This window comes from Ruegeria sp. CK2, from assembly GCF_056536585.1.
Genome location: NZ_JBQFPW010000010.1, coordinates 137,926 through 157,072 on the forward strand (window position 1 = coordinate 137,926; position 19,147 = coordinate 157,072).

Sequence of the window (19,147 nt, forward strand, 5' to 3'; positions counted from 1 at the left end):
TCAGCGATCCTTTGGGTCCAGAGCATCACGCAATCCATCCCCGATGAAGAACATCGTGATGATAATGGCGACGTAGAATGTCAGCGGGTACATCAGTTGCCACAGAGTGCCGTATCCCATGGTTCCGGCCCCTTCGGCGATCAGACGCCCCAGCGACGTATAAGGTTCCGAAATCCCAAGACCGAGGAATGAGATGAAGCTTTCGGTGAGGATCATTTCTGGCACCAGCAGCGAGGCGTACACGATTACCACTCCCAGAAGATTGGGCAGGATATGGCGGTACATGATGGTGAACTCGCTGACACCCGCCGCGCGGGCGGCCTCGATAAACTCGCGGTTCTTCAGGGTCAGAGTTTGCCCCCTTACAATTCGCGCCATGGTCAGCCAACCCACGGCCCCAAGCGCAATGAACAACATAAAGAACGACCGACCCGCCACAACCAGCAGCAAAATGATGATAAGTGTGGCTGGGATCGCCAACAGAATGTCGACAAAGCGCATCATCGCACCATCAACGCGACCACCGATGTAACCTGCGGCGATGCCATAGCAAGTGCCGACGATCAGTGCCGTTGCAGCCCCTATCAGACCCACCAACAGAGATGTGGTCGTCGCCTGGATGACCCGGCTATACAGGTCGCGCCCCAGATCATCGACGCCAAAATAGTGTCCGGTTTCGAGCGAGGGCATGCCCATACCGCGCACGTCCCCCATAACGTTCCAGTCGATTTCTTCGTTGTCCCAAACGGCGAAATAGGGACCGATGATCGTGAACAGGACGATCAGGCCCAGAACAAAGACACTCGCCATCGCGGCTTTGTTGCGGACGAACCGCATGCGCGCGTCCTGCCAGAGTGAGCGCCCCTGAACGACCGTGAAATCGGTGATTTCTTCGGCCAGATGGGCGGCTTTTTGTGATTTTCCAAGCATTGCCAGCCCCTCAGTAGCGGATTTTTGGATCGAACCAGGCATAAGCCAGGTCGGTCAGCAGGTTCACCACGACAGTCAACGCGCCATACAGGATCGTGACGCCCAACAGCACCGCATAGTCTCGCGACAGGGCCGAGCCGACATAGGCCTGACCCAGACCACCGGTTGAGAAATAGATGTCGACGAAAACCGAACCGGTCAGCACGTAGACAAAGACCGGTCCCAAATAGGACACAACGGGCAACAACGTGGGTTTCAGCGCATGGCGCCAGATTACCGTTCTGGTCGGCAGGCCCTTGGCGCGGGCGGTGCGAATGAAGTTCGAATTCAAAACCTCCAACATCGAAGACCGGGTGATCCGTGCTATGGATCCCATGTAAGATGTCGCCAATGCGATCACCGGCATGATCAGGTACTGCCACTGTCCTCCGTTCCAGCCACCACCTGGCAGCCATCCCAGCCACAAAGTGAAGGTCAGGATCAGGATTGGACCCATGATAAAGTTTGGCAGCGCTTGCGCCGCAATCCCCAGACCCACGGCGAAATAGTCGATCCAGCTGTTGTGTTTTATGGCTGCAGCAATGCCGAGGCTGACGCCCACGGCGGTCGCGACGAGAAACGACAATGACCCGTAGGTCAGAGAGATTGGAAAGCCCTGTGCGATGATGTCATTCACGTCCCGGTCCTTGAACTTAAAAGACGGGCCGAAATCGAAATGCACGACGATGTTGTACAGATAATCCCAAAGCTGCTTCCACAGCGGTTGGTCCAACCCGTATCGCGCCTCGATATTGGCCAAAACTGCGGGTGGCAGAGGCCGTTCCGAGGTAAAGGGCCCACCAGGCGCAAAGTGCATAAGAAAGAAACAAGCGACGATCAGCAATAGAATCGTCGGAATGGCAACCAGCAGTCGCCGCAAACTATAGGCAAGCATTTCATGCCCCCATTATTGGCGCTGCCCCGGAAAGTGTTCCGGGGCAGAGCGTGATCAAAGGATGATTATTCGGCGAGCTTGTACAGGTTCTTCGAGTACCAGTTCTGCTCGACATTGTTCACCGGCCAGTTCCCGACATCGCTGTCCATCATGTAGACACCAGCATAGTGGTAGATCGGGATCACTGGGGTTTCCTGAGCGATGATACGCTCGACCTCGGTGTACAGGGGCGCCGGATCGTCTGACGTTTTGGCCTCGGCCAGCAGCTCGTCAACGCGGGCATTGGCGAATTTCCCGTCATTGTAGCCAGAATCGGACTGTAACAGATCCAGGAAGGTCGAGGCTTCGTTGTAGTCGCCACACCATGCGCCACGGGCAAGATCAAAGTTCTGGTTGCCGCGCTCTTCCAGGAACACTTTCCATTCCATATTGGCGAGTTCCGCCTGGACACCCAGCTTCTGCTTCCACATCTGGCTCAGCGCCACGGCGACTTTCTTGTGGTTCTCTGCCGTGTTGTAGACCATTTCGAAGCTCAACGGATTGTCGGGGCCGTAGCCCGCCTCGGCCAACAGTTCTTTAGCGAGCTCATCCCGCTCGGCCTGGCTCATTGATGCCATTTCAACTGCTGGCACGGTAAACCCAGCGGTCGCTTCCGGGGCGAAAGTGTAAGCTTGAGGCTGGCCGCCGGCCAATACTTTCTCAGTGATAATTTTCCGGTCTACAGCGAGGGAAAGCGCCTGACGAACGTTCGGATCTTTGAAAGCTTCGGGGCCGCCATCAGACACGTTAAACGTGTAGTAGTAGTTACAAAGCCGCGGGAAACTGATGGCCTCTACAGGGTGTTCTTGCTTAAGACGCGGATACTGACCTGCGGGAATCTCAGTGCGATCAAGCTCACCTGCCAGATAACGGGTTAGGGCAACGTTTTCATCATTGATGACCAGCGACACAACTGTATCGATGATTGTGTTGTCGTTGTCCCAGTACATCTCGTTGCGTTCACGGACTGAACGTTCCTGCGGTAAATGCTCGGTCAGAACATAAGCACCGTTCGAGACAATGTTTTCTGGCTTGGTCCATGCGTCACCAAACTCTTCGATGACTTTCTGCGGGGCGGGGAATGTAGTCGAATGCGTGGTCATTTGCGGGAAGTAAGGCAAAGGGGCACTAAGGGTGACCTCTAGCGTCTTGTCGTCTATGGCTTTGACGCCCAGTTCATCAACGGGTGTCTCACCCGCGATGATTGATGCGGCGTTTTCGATCGACATCAGCTCCATGAACCATGCGTAGGGTGACGACAATGCGGGATCGACAGCGCGTTTCCAAGCATAGACGAAATCGCCTGCGGTAACAGGATCGCCGTTGGACCATTTGGCGTCGTCCCGCAGCGCAAATGTATAGACATCTTTTGATTCATTCGTTGTGTAGCCCGTGGAAACGCCAGGGACCAGATTTCCGTCTTCGTCCTGATTCATGAGACCTTCAAACAGGTCGCGAACAATCTCGGCACCTGACACATCTTCGACAACCTGAGGATCGACCGAGCTGTGTTCATCCAGAATTCGATAAATAAAGGTCTGATCATCTGCCAGTGCCTCGCCCGTTTCCGGGTGGGTGCCAGCTGCAAATGCAGCGCCTGTCATAAAGGTTGAGGTCAAAAGACCAGCCAGCGACGTTCGGATAACTTTGTTCATGATTTTTCTCCCATTTTTGGAGCCAGATAGCCGCCACCCGCAGGGATGACATCCGGCAACCGGTTTTGTCCGACATGGGCCGGGATACAGTCTTGATTGAATTTGGCTTTGCCAAGTCGCAATGAGCACTGCGTCGCGGCCTTCCATTTGCTGTCAGGAACGTAACTGCGAAAGCTTTCTTTCACTGCGCGGAAACGTGACATTTTTTTAGTAAAGGTAAAAGCCTTGGTGTGGAGGTTGATCAACCGAAGGCTGAAAATTTCGGTTTCGCCGGGCAGCTCTGAAACTTTGTGATCAATCAGCGCCTTGCTTTGACACATCTGTTAAAGGTGAGCTGTCAGGGCTGCTTCGGGCATCGAAATTTCCCATGCGCCAACGGTCATGTGGCGTCCGAAATCTAGCGAATCACCGGTAGAAGCTGGGGTAGGGCGGTCCGAAAGCCGGTAGATAGTTTCCCACAGATGTCAGGGAATCAATGTGGTCTTCATCTTCTTTTCGGGAAAGCACGTGGGTTTGCGACCGGTCGCCTCTTGCCAGCGCCCGACGGATCGGCGGGTTTTGAAACCCGGCAAACCATCTGCGCCTCCGACGTCGTGCCCCTGCCGCTCCAGGGCTTTCTGCATCCTGGCAACATCGGATCGATAGAGCCCACCGACTTGCCCCCATGCGCCGCGGAAATCGCCGACGCCATATTGAATCCGGTCACCCACGTGGCCGACGAACAACGCATAGAGGTCGCTCTTGTTGTATTCCTTGAGCACGTAAAAATTTGGTGTAACCAGAAAGGCCGGTCCATTGCGCCCTGCAGGCATCATCAGATACCCCTCTCCGGTTCGCTCATGTGCGGGAAAGGCCTTGCCCGAGACACGCGTAACTCCCATTGCTTCCCAGTCGCGAATAAGGCGCCCCTGATCCAGTCCTTCCAATGCACATGAGACGGCCTGAGGGACTGTGACTTCGAACCCCCAATCGCGTCCCGCGACCCAGCCGTGTTGTGCCAGATAATTGGCGATTGAGGCGATCGTGTCGTCTTGGGATTCCCAAATGTCAGCGCGCCCATCGCCATTGCCGTCTGCGGCGAATGCCAGAAAGCTTGAGGGCATGAATTGCGGCTGCCCCAGCGCACCCGCCCAGCTGCTTTTCATCGCGCGGCCTTTTATGTGACCAGCATCAGCTATCTGAAGCGCGGCAATCAATTCTTCAGTGAAATACTCTGCACGCGTGCTCATGAAGCCCTTGGTGGCGAGGACCTGAAAGGCGTCGTGACGGATAGGGACCTGGCCATAACCGCTTTCTCGTCCCCAGATCGCCAATATGATGCGGGCTGGGACGCCGGTTTTGGCTTCGGCGCGCGCAAGCGCTGTAGCGTGGCGGTTCGCCATTTTCCGTCCCATCGAAGTGGCGCCCTGAACCGACCCCGCGTTGAAATACTTCCCGGGTGAGCCGAACTCGGCCTGTCTTTGTGTTTTGGGCGTTTTGGCCTTGCTGCCAGGTGCTACAAGATCCGGCAGATCCCAGTTCAGTGAAACCCCGGAAAAGGCCTGTGTCATCGTGTGCCGCGACACGCCTTGTGCGCGCGCTTGCGGCCAGATTGTGTCTTGTAGCCAGGATTGAAACTGCCGTTCAACAGCTGCGCGGTCCTGGGCCAAGGCGCTGTGGGCCAACAGTGCAAGACCGACTGAAAAAAGAAGCGTGCGCATGCCTGCAATATGTGTCGCGGCCACGGCACTAAGTCAACGGGAAGGTCAATCCTCTGATGCTAAGGTAGGGTTTCCTGGCGGGAATACTGAAGTTTGACAACCGATGGTCAGGAAAAGCCTTGAGAAAATGGCAGTCTCTGCCGATAGTTGTACCAAGTTGAGTGCAGGAGAGGACTGTCAGTCATGGCCACCACCAAAACGTCCCCTGCACCAGTTCCCATACTGTTGGCCCTTGCATTTTTGGTGATCTCGGCACAGATGGCCGCGGCCAGTGATAGTTTTATGGATCCGCAAGGGCCAATCGCAGCTGCGCAAAGAACCCATATGTTGCGGGCGACCGTTTTGATTCTGGTCGCGGTCGTCCCTGTGCTGGTTCTGGTGCCATTAATTGCGCTGCGGTATCGCCGCCGTAAGGGTGGTAACGCATCCTATACTCCCAATTGGGATTTCTCGGCAAAGCTTGAGTTTCTGATGTGGGGTGTGCCTGTACTTATCGTGATCATTCTGTCCGTTTCTTTGTGGAAATCCACGCATCGGCTGGATCCCTACGCCGCCTCGTTTGGTGAGGAACCCGCGCTGAAGGTTCAGGTTGTTGGTTTGGATTGGAAATGGCTGTTCATTTATCCCGATCTGGGTATCGCAAGCGTGGGTGAGCTGGGAATTCCGGTCAAGCAGCAAGTTGCTGTGACACTGACAACGGATACGGTCATGCAGTCCTTCATGATCCCGGCGCTGGCCGGTCAGATTTACGCCATGCCGGGAATGACGACGCAGTTGCATCTGGTGGCGGATAGGCCAAAACAGATGCAAGGCGAAAACACGCAATATAATGGCCGCGGGTTTACCAAGCAGAAATTTGAAACACTTGCCATGCAACCAGATGATTTCAGTGCATGGGTAGAGGAAGTTCGAAAGAACGGCATAGTACTTGATCAACAGACGTATCAGATACTGTCGATGCGAACGGACCGGGATGAGGTTCAAAAAGCGCTTGGGACCGCCCAGATGCCGACCAACGCTTTGTACTTCAATCTCGAAGACGGCGATCTGTTCCACTCAATCCTGCACCGATATCACAGCGGAGAGCCGCTCTCGGTGGATCAACAACCCGGAACCGTCGAATATGGGCAGGAGGCAAGCCAATGACAGCGACTGAGTCTGGGTTCTTTGGCCGTCTGAACTGGGATGCGTTGCCCATTGTTGGTCTGATTCAAGACCCCAACGCAAATGAGATCGTTGCCAATACTGCCGCCGGCATCGTGATTGTTGGTGTTATTGCGGTGGTCAGCCTGCTCACATGGTTTCGATTGTGGCGTCCGCTCTGGCGCGATTGGCTCACCAGCGCTGACCACAAAAAAATTGGAATTATGTACATCGTGTTTGCGATCGTGATGCTTGCGCGCGGGGTACTCGAAGGTGTCGTGATGCGCGCCCAGCAGGCCGCCGGTCCAGGAGATGGGTTTCTGGAGGCTGAACACTTTGCGGAACTGTTCAGTACCCACGGCACGATCATGATATTCTTTGTCGCGGTTCCTTTTGTTTTTGGCATCGCGAACTTTGTGGTGCCGCTGATGATCGGCGCGCGGGACGTTGCCTTTCCGGTCTTGAACCAGATCAGTCTTGGCCTGACAGTTTCCGCTGGCATGATGCTTATGGTATCGCTGGTGGTCGGAGAATTCTCGACTGGGGGCTGGACCGCTTATCCGCCCTACACCGGCGCTGCGTTTAATCCCGGTGTGGGTCCGGATTACTGGATTTGGGCGATTGTGGTTTCAGGCGTCGGTACGACGCTGACGGGGCTTAACTTTGCGGTGACCATCTACAAGCTGCGCGCACCGGGGATGAAGTTCATGCGGCTGCCGATGTATTGCTGGACGATCATCTGCAGTTCGATCCTGCTTATCTTTGCGATGCCGCCTCTGGGCGTTGCCGCGCTGTTACTGGCAGCAGACAGATACTTGGATTTCCATTTTTTCACCAACGACCTTGGTGGCAACATGATGAATTACGCCAACCTGTTCTGGTTGTTTGGTCACCCCGAAGTGTATTTGCTGGTCCTGCCCGCCTACGGTATCTATTCCGAGATCTTTGCGACCTTCTCGGCCAAGCGGCTTTATGGTTACAACTCATTGGTCATCGCGACTATGTCGATTGCGATCATGTCCTTCACGGTCTGGCTGCACCACTTCTTTACGATGGGTCAAAGCGCGCTGATCAACGCGGTGTTTGGAATTGCCACTATGCTGATTGCCATCCCGACTGGCGTAAAAGTCTATGATTGGATGGCAACGCTATGGCGTGGGCGAATTCGTTTCACGGTTCCGATGCTTTACGGGTTGGCGTTTCTGATGCTTTTCGTCATTGGTGGGCTTAGCGGCGTGATCCTGGCCAATCCAACTGTCGACTATCAGGTTCACAACACCCTGTTTCTTGTCGCCCATTTCCACAATGTGCTGCTTCCGGGTGTTCTGTTCGGATTGCTGGCAGCTTACAACTACTGGTTTCCCAAGGCATTCGGTTTCCGCCTGAATGAGTTCTGGGGCCGTGTGACCGTTGCACTTTGGACTGTTGGTTTCATGCTGACTTTCCTGCCGCTTTACTTTGTAGGCCTGATGGGCATGCCGCGCCGGTCCTTCAGTTGGGAAGACCCCAGCTTTCATCCCTACATGATCGTCGCCGTGATCGGAGCGTTGGTCATCCTGGCGGCGCTGCTTTCGGTACTGGTTCAGCTTTGGGTTAGCATCCGCGACCGGGATAAGACTACAGCGCCCGTTGGCGATCCGTGGGACGGGCGCACTTTGGAATGGTCTATTCCGTCCCCACCGCCACCTTACAACTTTGCAATCATTCCGCAGGTCACTGATCGCGATGACTTTGCGGCCGCCAAAGAACAGGCCAGGGCCTATCCAAAACCCGAAGCCTACGAGGATATCGAGATGCCGCGGAACACGGGCATTGGTTTCATCCTTTGCGTCCTTAGCGGCATCTGGATGTTTGCATTGGTCTGGTGGATCTGGTGGCTGGCCATATTGATAACGGCGCTGATTGTCTTGGCCATAATTGCCTGGAGCTTTGATACCAACACCGAACTTGTGATCCCGGCCGAAGAGGTTCGCAAAGAGCATGAGGCTTGGTTGGATCTGGTTCATGCCTCGGCCGCTGTGAACCGTGACCACGAAACCGCACCTGAGAACCGCGGCCTTGCCCGCCCTGATCTGGAGGCGGTGACATGAAGCGCGCACCCACTCACAGCTATCCTGGCATTAATCTGGGCCGTCGCCACGCCAGCGCCGATAAAGCCGCCGAGGTGGTGACGTTTGGTTTCTGGGTCTTTTTGATGAGCGATCTGGTCTATTTCGGCCTGATGTTCGCCATCTACATCACGATGATTGATGCGCAGGCGGGCGGTCCCGGCCCGCATGAACTGTTCGACCTGAAAAGCGTGTTTGCACAAACGCTGATCCTGCTGACAAGCAGCCTTACGGTTGGTCTTGCCATGTTGGCGTTGAAATACAACCTGCCAAGATCGCGCATCGTCCTGTGGTTTGGCGTCACATTGCTGCTTGGCCTTAGTTTTCTGGCACTGGAAATCCGAGATTTCATTGCAATGGCCGAAAAAGGTGGCATCCCTCAACATAGTGGCTTTCTTTCGGCCTTCTTCGGATTGGTGCCGCTACATGGGCTGCATGTGGCGGCAGGATGCCTATGGCTGATTGTGCTCGGCATTCAGTTGCGTGTGATGGGCATGACCGATCTGGTCATCTCTCGCGTGGTTCGGTTGGCGCTGTTCTGGCACTTCTTGGACCTGATCTGGATCGGCATCATCACGATCGTGTATTTCGGAGGGCTGACGTATGGATAACCGGACCGAAATGCACCGGCGCGAACGGCGGCGCTATGTCATTGGATATGGCGGTTCGCTTCTACTGACACTGCTCATGTTTGGCGTCGCCTATCAGTATGGCATCGAAACGGTGGGGGTCTACCTGACCATTGGCCTACTGGGCCTTGCCCAATTGATCGTGCAGCTCGTCTATTTTCTGCATATCGACCGGCGTCGCAGCAGCCGGGAAGATTTGGACCTGATCCTGTTTTCGACACTTGTCCTGCTGATCATCATCCTCGGGACAATCTGGATCTTGGGCAATCTGTCGATCCGCATGCATATGGACATGATGTAAAAACTCCGCGTCATGAGACGGAAGGAAGCGCGCTTGAAATCCCTCAAATCTGTTGCTGTTGTTGTCATGCTGGGTGCCATCACCGTTGGGCTGGTGCTGTATTGGCGCTACGACGAAAGATACCCGTCGACCAAAGACGCATATATCGGTGCCAATATCATTTATGTGGCGGCACAGGTGACAGGGCAGGTGGCAGACGTGCATGTCGTCGAAAACCAGCCGATCAAGACTGGTGATCTCTTGTTCTCGATAGATGACACGCAATTCAAGGCGTCAGTGGATCAGGCCAAGGCGGATCTGGACAGTTCGGTACAACAGGCCAAATCCTATTCAACGCAAATCACAGCCGCCGAGGCATCGGTCGCAAGTGCGCAATCCGCATATGAGACGGCAGATAAAAGCCTGGAACGCGCCAAGGCGTTGCACGCCAGCGGAGACTTGGCACAAGCCTCGCTGGATCAGACAACTTCGGCATTTGCGCAGGCGTCGGCGCGGTTGACCACCAGCCAATCCAGTCTGTTGGCATTGCAGAGCGGCTTGGCGGCGAAGCAGGATGATATACTGTCTTCGCAAGCGCAGCTTGAGATCGCCAAAGCCAACCAAGCGTGGACCAAGGTATTTGCAACAGCTGATGGCTGGATTGCCAATCTGAGTCTGCGCCCCGGATCATCCGTGTCTGCCAACGCGCCTCAGTTTTCGATTGTTGAATCAACGGATTGGTGGGTGGATGCCAATTTCAAGGAAACCTCGCTGCCCCGTATTCGTCCCGGTCAACCCGTGACGGTTCACGTCGACATGTTGCCGGGCGTGGCTCTGACCGGCAAAGTCGCATCCATCGGTAGGGGATCGGGCGACACCTTTTCCCTGCTGCCATCCGAGAATTCCAGTGGAAACTGGGTTAAAGTAACCCGGCGCTTCCCAGTGAGGATCGATCTTGATCCGACCGATGCCCCATTGCGTGTTGGCGGCAGCAGCAAGGTTATTGTCGACACAACCGGGTCTTCGGACGGAAAATGACGCCGTCCGCGACCAGCGCCATTAATAAGGTGATCGTGGTTGCCGTCGTGCTCAGCGCCGTGCTCGAAGTATTGGACAGCACGATCGTTAATGTGGCGTTGCCTCATATTCAGGCGGCCTTTGGTGCGACGTCTGATCAGGCAACATGGATCTTAACTAGCTATATCGTCTCGGCCGTCGTCGTGATGCCGCTGACCGGTTTTGTGGCACGGCGCGTTGGACGACGTCGTTTGATCCTGACAGCGGTCACCGGGTTTGCAGTGATGTCGATCATGTGTGGCCTGTCCTGGAGTCTTGAGACCATTGTGGTGTTCAGGCTGGCGCAAGGCATGTTTGGTGCCTTCCTGATCCCTCTGTCGCAATCCATCCTGTTTGACGCCTTCCCGCGCGAGAAACGCGGCCAGGCCATGGCGGTGTTTGGTCTTGGAGTTGTCGTTGCCCCGGTGCTCGGGCCGACCGTGGGTGCGATCCTGACTGAGTATTTCACATGGCGGATGGTTTTTTTCGTCAATCTACCCGTCGCAGCGATGGCATTGCTTCTACTGGCCGGAGAGCTCCCGGATGACGAAACCGAAGAGATTAAGATCGATTGGAAGGGTTTGGCGCTGCTGGCGCTTGGCATTGGCTGCCTGCAGTTCGTTCTCGACCAGGGAGAGACCAAGGATTGGCTATCGTCGCGGGTTATACAAGTCGCAGCGATTGCATCGGTTCTCGGTGCCTTGGGTTTCATTGCCCACGGCCTGACGGCCAAGACTTCGGTCGTAGACCTTCGCCTCTTCGCGGATCGCAACTTTGCGTTGTGCAACCTGATCATCGCCGGTTTTGCTATCTCTCTCTTTGGCGGCATCGCCATCTTGCCGACCTTTGTGCAAAACCTTTTGGACTACCCTGTTATCGTCTCGGGCCATCTGTTCATTCCCCGCGGTATAGCAGCGGGGCTTTCGATGGTGCTGACTGGTGCTGTTCTGGTCACCCGGTTTGACCCACGCGTCTTGGCTGGTGTCGGGTTGCTGTTAACAGCCCTCGGGAACTTCATGCTGGGCGCGCTCAACATGAATGCAGGGTTTTGGCAACTTGCCTGGCCGGGGGCAGTCAGCGGGCTGGGCATGGGTTTGGTGTTTGTGCCAATGTCGATACTGGCGTTCGAGAGCATCAGCCAAACCCGGCAGGATGAAGCTTCGGGTTTGTTCAATGTCACCCGTCAGCTGGGATCGTCAATCGGGATATCCTTGGTCGGCACATGGGTGGTCCGGGGCTTGCAAACCAATACCGCAGTACTGAGCCAGAATGTGACACCCTACAACCCGGCGGCTCAGGCCTATCTGCAGCCCCTGGGTCTGACCCCCGATAGCGCCGAGGGCGCGGCAATCCTAGGCCAGGAAATTGCGCGTCAGGCAGAGCTTATTTCGTATCTGACAGTGTTCAACAATCTGGGTCTGTTGGCACTTGCTACGATACCGCTACTCTTCTTCTGCCGCGCATCGAAACCGGGCACCCAGCCTACGGTGCATGCTCATTAGCGCATCAGGGCAAGGCCTAACCACAGCGCAAACCAACACAGGATCAAACTGATCACGATGTTTCCTGCGGCCAGTGCAATCGTGCGTTCCCGGCGCAGCTCAAGGGATTGGTAAGCAAAGCTGGAGAACGTCGTGAAGCCACCGCAAAATCCAAAGACCAGCCGTTTTTCTTCTTCGCCCATCGAGACCGGCCCACCCAGATAGCCAATCCAAAGGCCCAGAAGTAGGCTGCCAAGCACATTAACGATTAGGGTAGACAACGGCAGATCATGACTGATCCGCAAAGCCAGCCAATGCCGCAATACTGCGCCCAGGCCACCGCCCAAACCAAACACTGCGTGAAGAAACAGGTCTGTCATCCAGGGCGGCTTTCTGAACCAAAACGTCGCCCCAGAGCCTCGCCCAAAATGGCGGCAGCAAGGCCAAAGAAAATCTCCAGCCCTGCGGCGGCAGGGATCGTCCAGATGTTGGTGGTTGCCAGTCTTTCAAGCTCGGCCACGAAGGACGAGAATGTCGACAACCCCCCGCAAAACCCCACCCCACCCAAATGCAGAACATGGGCATGGACCCGATGGCGTATTGAGTACAGCCAGCCCAGAATGAAACACGCAGCAACATTGATGCCAAAAGTTGCGGTCAGAAACGATGCCCCGGGGATTTCTAACGAAAACGCCTCGCGGAGCAAGGACCCGAGCGCGCCCCCGGCAAAGACGGCCAGAAACATCAGGATCCGACTGTTGGTCGCTGCTGGGGGTTCAGTCTTTGCCAAGCGTGTGGCCTCGTTCCGTGATCTGTTCCGCATACAGATTGCCCGGGATCGGATCAACAGCTGCTGAGCCAGATAACCCGTTTTCTGCCACACCCGAAAGGGCAACCGGTTTTACCAAACGCTTGCAATTCAACGCATAACTGTTCCACGTTGGATTTGTTGCTGTGAGTTCAGCATCTCCAATCCATTAAGGCCACGCCTTTTAGGCGCCACCCAGGGAGTTCAGGAATGATTATACGCAGGCTCTATTATTTTCTGAGTTATGTGTGTCTGCCACTGGTGGCAATTTGGGGGTTTTACTGGCCTCCGGCCCATTGGTTGCTGCTTTTCCTTGTGCCGTATGCGGTGGTTGGCCTCTACGACATGCTGACGACCAAACACAACGTCCTGAACAATTATCCGGTTCTGGGGCATTTCCGCTATATGCTGGAGTTTGTCAGCCCGGAGATCCGTCAATACTTCGTGGAAACCAACGAAAGCGGTCGACCGTATAACCGTATCATCCGCGGTCTGGTCTATTCGCGTGCCAAAGGCCAGGTGGATACACAAGCCTTCGGCACTCAATACGACATCATGACCGTCGGGTACCACCGCGCCAGCCACTCGATGGCACCAAAGGACGTCCCGAAAAGCGAAGAACGCGTCACGCTGGGCGGGCCGCAATGCGACAAGCCGTACAGCGCATCGCGCCTGAACGTTTCGGCGATGAGCTTTGGAGCACTGAGCGCAAATGCCATCCGCGCCCTGAATGGCGGCGCCAAAGATGGGGGGTTTGCCCACAACACGGGTGAGGGTGGGTTGTCGCCGCATCATCTGGCCGAGGGTGGGGACATTATCTGGCAGATCGGGACCGGCTATTTTGGCTGCCGTACACCCGAGGGTGGTTTTGACAAAGATGCCTTTGCCGAAAAGGCCAAGAAGGACGTGGTTAAGGCGATCGAGATCAAGCTGTCGCAAGGTGCAAAGCCCTCACATGGTGGTGTATTGCCTGCCGCGAAGGTCGACAAGGAAATTGCCGAAATCAGAGGCGTGCCGGAGCATCAGGACGTCATCTCGCCACCCATACACTCAGCCTTTGACGGCCCAACGGGTCTGATGAACTTTGTCCAGCATTTGCGAGAGATGTCCGGGGGGAAGCCCATCGGGTTCAAACTCTGCATCGGCAACCGGTCCGAGTTTCTGGCGATCTGTAAGGCCATGCTTGAGAAGGGTATTCTGCCCGATTTCATCACCGTTGATGGGGCCGAAGGTGGCACGGGCGCTGCCCCGGTTGAATTTACCAATCGGCTGGGGATGCCGCTGAACGAGGCGCTGATTTTTGTAAACAACAGCCTGCGAGGTGTTGGCCTGCGCGACAAGATCCGGATCATCTGTTCCGGCAAGGTTGCCACCGGGTATGACATGATCGAAAAATGCGCGCTGGGGGCCGATATGTGCAACGCGGCGCGCGCCATGATGTTTGCGGTGGGCTGCATTCAGGCTTTGCATTGCAACACAAACCGCTGCCCGTCAGGTGTGGCAACCCAAGATCCAATCCGGGGTCGCGCCGTGAATGTGCCGCAAAAGCGCCAGCGGGTGCATCGTTTTCATGACGCCACGCTGGAAAGCTTCCGAGAGCTGTTGGGCGCGATGGGAAAAGCGAAAGTTTCGGACCTTCAACCGGGTGATATTCGACGGCGCACGGCAGATGAACGCGAACGTTCTTATGCCGAGCTTTATTCGTTCATCGAGGATGGGGCATTGTTGACAGATGTGGTCCCTGAGGAGTTCGCAGCGGATTGGAAACGCGCCTCTGCCGAACGTTTTTAAATATTTTTCTGACATCGCCAAGGATTGACCTTTTCGATCCGTCTTACAAACGTGATGCGGATGAAAACTTCGGACGAAGATCTGGCCTTGGCGGCTGCTGGTGGCGATACGGATGCGTTTGCCACGCTTTTGGCGCGGCATTACGACCGGGTGTTTCGCCTGGCGTTCCGGTTGACCGGGCGCGCGGAGCGGGCCGAGGATCTGACGCAGGACATTTGCGCAGCACTCCCGGTTAAAATCAGCGGATTCCGAGCTCAGGCGAGATTCACCACCTGGCTTTATCGCGTCGTCGTCAACGACGCAGAAGACGCCCGCCGCCGCCATGCCAGCCATGACCGTGCCGCCGCCGGGTGGGGGGACGTCGAACGCCTGCGCCGGGCCGAGGCAGCAGAAACGGCCGAGGCAATGGACTGGTTACACCATGCAATGCGGTCCTTGCCTGACGAACTGCAAGACACGTTGGCCCTGACACTCGACGAAGAAATGACCCATGCGGACGCGGCAGACATTCTGGGCATCTCGGAAGGAACAGTGTCGTGGCGGATGTCCGAGATACGCAAACGCTTGCGAGCCATGCGACAAGAGGAGCTGGCGCAATGACTGACGAATTTGACGATCTGAAAGCTTTGATGGATGCAGCGACGCCAGCACCCGATGCCCGTCGCCGTGCAGAAAATCTGGAATTGGCACAGGAAAATTTTATGCGTGCCCAAGGATCGCGTGCCGGGATGCGTCCCACTGTTAAGCGAGGCTTGATGGTCCGCATGACAGAAGGAGCAAAATCCATGTTGAATACCCTCTCACATCGCGGTGTGTTGACCGCAACCACTGCAATCGCAGCCGTGGCTTTGGTTATGATCGTGCCGCAGACGCGGGACTATGTGGTTGATCCAACCACGTGGACCGAAAGCCGGGGCGCAGTACCAAAATCAGAAGCAGTAAAGACAAGTGAACAAGCCGACATGTCGACTGACAGGCTTGGCGAAAGCGCAGAAGATTCGGATGCACAAGCTCCGCTGGTGACCGAAACAAAGCCGGTTTTGGCACCTTCGCCGAGGCGACAGAAGTTGAGTGCTGCGGTGCCCGAGGTTCAAAATGGCCAGACTGCCGGTATCAGCAGTAGCACGCTTTATGAGTCGGCGGACGCTGCGGATCTTCGGTCGCTACCCGGTTTGGTTCCGCATCAAAACACTGAAGCCTATGCAAACGTTGACACAAACCCGCTGAAAATCACTGCTAATGAACCGGTCTCGACCTTCTCGATCGACGTTGATACCGCGTCTTACTCGATCGTCCGGTCTTCGCTGATGAACGGTTATCTGCCACCCAAGGATGCAGTGCGGGTGGAAGAAATGGTGAACTATTTCCCGTACGCCTATCCCGCTCCTGATGGAGACACGCCCTTCCGGTCAACGATCACCGTGTCTCCGACGCCTTGGAATAAAGGTACACAGCTTGTCCATATCGGAATTCAGGGCGCATTGCCTGAGATCGAAGATCGTCCACCGCTCAACCTTGTGTTCCTGATTGATACATCCGGGTCCATGCAGGACGCCAACAAACTGCCGTTGCTCAAGCAATCTTTCCGCCTGCTGCTGTCCGAACTTCGGCCAGAGGATCAGGTGTCTATCGTAACCTATGCAGGCAGCGCCGGGCAGGTCCTTGAACCAACGGCAGCTTCTGAGCGTACGAAGATCCTGAACGCATTGGAGCAGCTGGAAGCAGGAGGGTCGACCGCCGGGCAGGCAGGGTTGCAGCAAGCCTATCAGGTGGCTGAAGGTATGGCTGAGGAAGGCGATGTTACGCGCGTGATCCTTGCCACGGATGGGGATTTCAACGTTGGTCTGTCCGACCCAGATGCGTTGAAGAATTTCATCGCAAGCAAACGCGACAGCGGCACGTTTCTAAGCGTTCTGGGCTTTGGTCGGGGCAACCTGGATGACGCGACGATGCAGGCGCTGGCCCAGAACGGAAACGGGCAGGCGGCCTATGTCGACACGCTTAGTGAGGCACGCAAGGTGCTGGTGGACCAGTTGACAGGTGCGTTGTTCCCAATTGCCAACGACGTGAAGATTCAGGTGGAATTCAACCCGGCACAGATCGCCGAATATCGTCTGATCGGGTATGAAACCCGCGCCCTGCGACGCGAGGATTTCTCGAATGATAAGGTCGATGCGGGCGATATCGGAGCGGGTCACAGTGTGACCGCCATTTATGAGGTCACCCCGGTTGGGTCAGATGCCATTCGCAATAGCTCTTTGCGATACGCCTCGGATCCGGAACCATCGGGGTCTGATGAGATCGGATACTTTAAGCTGCGCTACAAGACACCCGAAGCTGGAGATAGCCAGTTGATCCAACAACCGATCTTGCCTGCTCAGGCCCCGGCGAATGATGACGTCAAATTTTCGTATGCGATTGCCGGGTTCGGCCAGCTGCTGCGCGGGGGTAGCTATCTGGGTGACTGGTCGTACGAAGATGCAATAGCACTGGCGAATACGGCCAAGGGCGAGGATTCGTTTGGATACCGGGTCGAGGCCATCACACTGATGCGTCTGGCCGAAGCCCTTTCCCGTTAAATCGGGTGGCGGGTCGCGGTGCAGTGACCCGCTGCACACTCAGTTTACGGATGCACGTGGGTTGTTGGCTGCATGAGAATTGATCTTGCGAACGCTCCATTCCACGGCATCTCGCATGGTTCTTCCCAACGCAACGTCGAAAGCATTGACCAGATCCGGGGTCGCGTCACTTTCTGACACCACGTTTTCCTGAAACGAGCTTGATGCGATGATTTTGTCTTCAAACTCGTCGACGATCTTAATGTTCATACGCACTTCAACACGTACGGTTTTTGCCTCTTCAGTCTCGGAAACCACAACGCCCTGAAACTCGCGCAGGTCGGGTACTATGACGTAGTCCGCGCGCAGTCCAACGGTCGAGCGCCCAACGGCGGCCACTTTGCCAGAGTTTTCGTAGCTTTCAACCATCAGCGCCTGAACGATGAGCGGAGCCCGGTCAACCCAACGGGCGCGAGGCAAATACTGCACCTGCAGTGGGGTCGGCTGAACTGCAATCTGATCCGTGTTCACCGCAGCTGTTGCGGTTGGTTCTTGGACCACAATCTGTTTTTGCACTTTCGGCAGCGACGAAGAAAAGGTGCTTTTGGGGGTCAACAGATACAGATCATTGGGTTTGGCGGCTTGCTGCAATGTTCCCAAACCGGCGCATCCACCAAGCGTCGCTATCATCAGGGTCAGAACAAAAGGCCTAATCATTGACGAAACTCCGATGCTTGGGTGCCCAGAAGGAAACGTGCTGGGTCGCGTTCGATCTTGTCTACAAGACGATCAAGGCTGATGACCAGCCGTTGAGATTCTTCGACGAACCGTACGAATTGGGGCAGGCCCACACGTAGAAAATCTGATACCTGTCGGCGGTTGGTCTGGACAATGCCATCAATTGTTCCCAGCAACTCCGACGCGGAATTTGAGGCGCTGAGAATGTCGTCTGAAATCTTGTCGATCTTGTCCGTGATGTTCGACACGGTTTCTGTGACCTGATTTGCCGCCTTGCGGATGTCTTCCGCGACCGGGGCCACGTTTTCATCCATCACCCGGTTTGCCGAGTCGAATGCGCGTTCAGCCGATGTAAGCGTGCTTTTCGCCGTGTCCATAGCCGAGGTGATCGACCCCAGCGTCTTGTTTGCGTTCAGCACGGTTTCGGTGACAACCTCCAGCGTCACACTGCCTTCGTCTGACAGGCGTGTCAGGCGTTCAGCCAGCTGCGAGCCACGTTCGATAAAGGGCCGGATGTCTTCCTGAAGGACCCGGTCCGCCGTCGTTAAAGTGGTCTTTGCCTCATCGAGGGCCAGCTTGGCTGAATCCGACGCCGTTTTAACAGACTTGAGAGTATCTGTACCTGTTTTTAGTGTTGTTTCCGCTGTGTCGATCAACGGATCCAAGCGCTTTGAAAACTCACCGATATCTTTGGCGACCTGGCCAACATCGCTAGCCACCGACTCGAAGCTGGTCAGCGTTTTATCCAGTTTCCCGGTGGCAGAGGCTAGGTTGTCCAGAATGCTGCTGACGGCGTCGCGGTTCTTGTCATCAACCACCTTGTTAAGGCTTTCCAGCAAAGTTACCGCCTCGTCCAGAACTTTTGGCGCACCTTCAAACAAGGATTGGATCGTGCTGCGTTTGCTTTTGATCACGCTGTCCTGTGCCAATCGCTCTGCGGTTGCGGATCCTCCGGTAAGTTCGACGTAACCGACGCCTGTGACGCCAAGGGACTGTAGCTGCGCTATTGTCTCCGAGGTGATGGGGATATCGGCATCCACTTCGATCCGAACCCGAACTTTGGATGGGTCGTCGTTGTCCAGATTAAGCGAGATCACCTGCCCGACCGGTAGGCCGTTGTAGTTAACGCCTCCGGCGGCCGACAAGCCAGAGACATTGTCGAACAACACATCGTAGTAAGCGTATTGGCGGGTAACCTCGAATTTGGCGAGCCACAGGAAAAAGCCGAACGCGCCCAGAATCCCCGCAAGGGTGAACGCTCCGATCAGGATATAGTTTGCTCGGGTTTCCATCGCCT

At 55.7% G+C, this 19,147-nt stretch carries 17 protein-coding genes; 9 read left to right on the top strand and 8 right to left on the bottom strand.

The annotated features are described in order from the left end of the window. The 4 genes from ACR0BU_RS15970 to ACR0BU_RS15985 form a co-directional block, all read right to left on the bottom strand. Complete coding sequence (locus ACR0BU_RS15970) at positions 1-930, bottom strand: ABC transporter permease subunit (RefSeq protein WP_480738039.1); 930 nt, start codon at positions 928-930, stop codon at positions 1-3. A gap of 10 nt (positions 931-940) precedes the next feature. Further along, positions 941-1,864: an oligopeptide ABC transporter permease OppB gene (oppB, locus tag ACR0BU_RS15975; protein WP_298936305.1), complete on the bottom strand. Its 924-nt coding sequence runs from the start codon at positions 1,862-1,864 to the stop codon at positions 941-943. A gap of 65 nt (positions 1,865-1,929) precedes the next feature. Beyond that, complete coding sequence (locus ACR0BU_RS15980; protein ID WP_480738040.1) at positions 1,930-3,558, bottom strand: peptide ABC transporter substrate-binding protein; 1,629 nt, start codon at positions 3,556-3,558, stop codon at positions 1,930-1,932. 464 nt (positions 3,559-4,022) lie between these two features. Continuing rightward, positions 4,023-5,258, bottom strand: a complete 1,236-nt coding sequence (locus tag ACR0BU_RS15985) for a lytic murein transglycosylase (protein WP_480738041.1) — start codon at positions 5,256-5,258, stop codon at positions 4,023-4,025. A gap of 183 nt (positions 5,259-5,441) precedes the next feature. Here ACR0BU_RS15985 and ACR0BU_RS15990 point away from each other — a divergent pair, with 183 nt between their 5' ends. Genes ACR0BU_RS15990 through ACR0BU_RS16015 form a run of 6 tightly spaced genes read left to right on the top strand, consistent with a single transcriptional unit; the run spans position 5,442 to position 11,976 of the window. After that, positions 5,442-6,404, top strand: a complete 963-nt coding sequence (locus ACR0BU_RS15990; protein WP_480738042.1) for a cytochrome ubiquinol oxidase subunit II family protein — start codon at positions 5,442-5,444, stop codon at positions 6,402-6,404. After that, positions 6,401-8,491: a cbb3-type cytochrome c oxidase subunit I gene (locus ACR0BU_RS15995; protein WP_480738043.1), complete on the top strand. Its 2,091-nt coding sequence runs from the start codon at positions 6,401-6,403 to the stop codon at positions 8,489-8,491. The genes ACR0BU_RS15990 and ACR0BU_RS15995 overlap by 4 nt, the downstream gene beginning before the upstream one ends. Beyond that, the gene (locus tag ACR0BU_RS16000) at positions 8,488-9,120 is read left to right on the top strand and encodes a cytochrome c oxidase subunit 3 (protein ID WP_480738044.1); all 633 of its coding nucleotides are present in this window, start codon (positions 8,488-8,490) and stop codon (positions 9,118-9,120) included. Before ACR0BU_RS15995 ends, ACR0BU_RS16000 begins: the two co-directional genes overlap by 4 nt. Then, positions 9,113-9,439, top strand: a complete 327-nt coding sequence (locus ACR0BU_RS16005) for a cytochrome o ubiquinol oxidase subunit IV (protein WP_298936312.1) — start codon at positions 9,113-9,115, stop codon at positions 9,437-9,439. The genes ACR0BU_RS16000 and ACR0BU_RS16005 overlap by 8 nt, the downstream gene beginning before the upstream one ends. A gap of 33 nt (positions 9,440-9,472) precedes the next feature. Beyond that, a complete protein-coding gene (locus tag ACR0BU_RS16010; protein WP_480738045.1) occupies positions 9,473-10,456 on the top strand; it encodes an HlyD family secretion protein in 984 nt (327 codons plus the stop codon). Next, positions 10,453-11,976, top strand: a complete 1,524-nt coding sequence (locus tag ACR0BU_RS16015) for a DHA2 family efflux MFS transporter permease subunit (RefSeq protein WP_480738046.1) — start codon at positions 10,453-10,455, stop codon at positions 11,974-11,976. The genes ACR0BU_RS16010 and ACR0BU_RS16015 overlap by 4 nt, the downstream gene beginning before the upstream one ends. On the opposite strand, the gene crcB is transcribed toward ACR0BU_RS16015, so the two are convergent. Together crcB and ACR0BU_RS16025 are read right to left on the bottom strand one after the other, a co-directional pair. Continuing rightward, the gene (crcB, locus tag ACR0BU_RS16020) at positions 11,973-12,335 is read right to left on the bottom strand and encodes a fluoride efflux transporter CrcB (protein WP_480738047.1); all 363 of its coding nucleotides are present in this window, start codon (positions 12,333-12,335) and stop codon (positions 11,973-11,975) included. The genes ACR0BU_RS16015 and crcB overlap by 4 nt on opposite strands. Beyond that, positions 12,332-12,745 (bottom strand): fluoride efflux transporter FluC, encoded by a 414-nt coding sequence (locus tag ACR0BU_RS16025; protein ID WP_480738048.1) that lies wholly within the window; start codon positions 12,743-12,745, stop codon positions 12,332-12,334. Before ACR0BU_RS16025 ends, crcB begins: the two co-directional genes overlap by 4 nt. A gap of 228 nt (positions 12,746-12,973) precedes the next feature. Between ACR0BU_RS16025 and ACR0BU_RS16030 the strand changes: the two genes are divergently transcribed. From ACR0BU_RS16030 to ACR0BU_RS16040, 3 genes are read left to right on the top strand one after another with little or no spacing between them, the layout of a single operon-like run. Then, complete coding sequence (locus ACR0BU_RS16030; protein WP_480738049.1) at positions 12,974-14,554, top strand: FMN-binding glutamate synthase family protein; 1,581 nt, start codon at positions 12,974-12,976, stop codon at positions 14,552-14,554. Between the two features lie 60 nt (positions 14,555-14,614). Further along, on the top strand, positions 14,615-15,154 hold the full coding sequence (locus ACR0BU_RS16035; RefSeq protein WP_480738050.1) for an RNA polymerase sigma factor: 540 nt from the start codon (positions 14,615-14,617) through the stop codon (positions 15,152-15,154). Beyond that, positions 15,151-17,133 (top strand): vWA domain-containing protein, encoded by a 1,983-nt coding sequence (locus ACR0BU_RS16040; RefSeq protein WP_480738051.1) that lies wholly within the window; start codon positions 15,151-15,153, stop codon positions 17,131-17,133. The genes ACR0BU_RS16035 and ACR0BU_RS16040 overlap by 4 nt, the downstream gene beginning before the upstream one ends. A 39-nt stretch (positions 17,134-17,172) precedes the next feature. On the opposite strand, the gene ACR0BU_RS16045 is transcribed toward ACR0BU_RS16040, so the two are convergent. Further along, entirely contained in the window at positions 17,173-17,829 is a 657-nt protein-coding gene (locus tag ACR0BU_RS16045; RefSeq protein WP_298936322.1) for an ABC-type transport auxiliary lipoprotein family protein, read from the bottom strand. After that, positions 17,826-19,142: an MlaD family protein gene (locus ACR0BU_RS16050; protein ID WP_480738052.1), complete on the bottom strand. Its 1,317-nt coding sequence runs from the start codon at positions 19,140-19,142 to the stop codon at positions 17,826-17,828. Before ACR0BU_RS16050 ends, ACR0BU_RS16045 begins: the two co-directional genes overlap by 4 nt. Between the last annotated feature and the right edge of the window lie 5 nt (positions 19,143-19,147).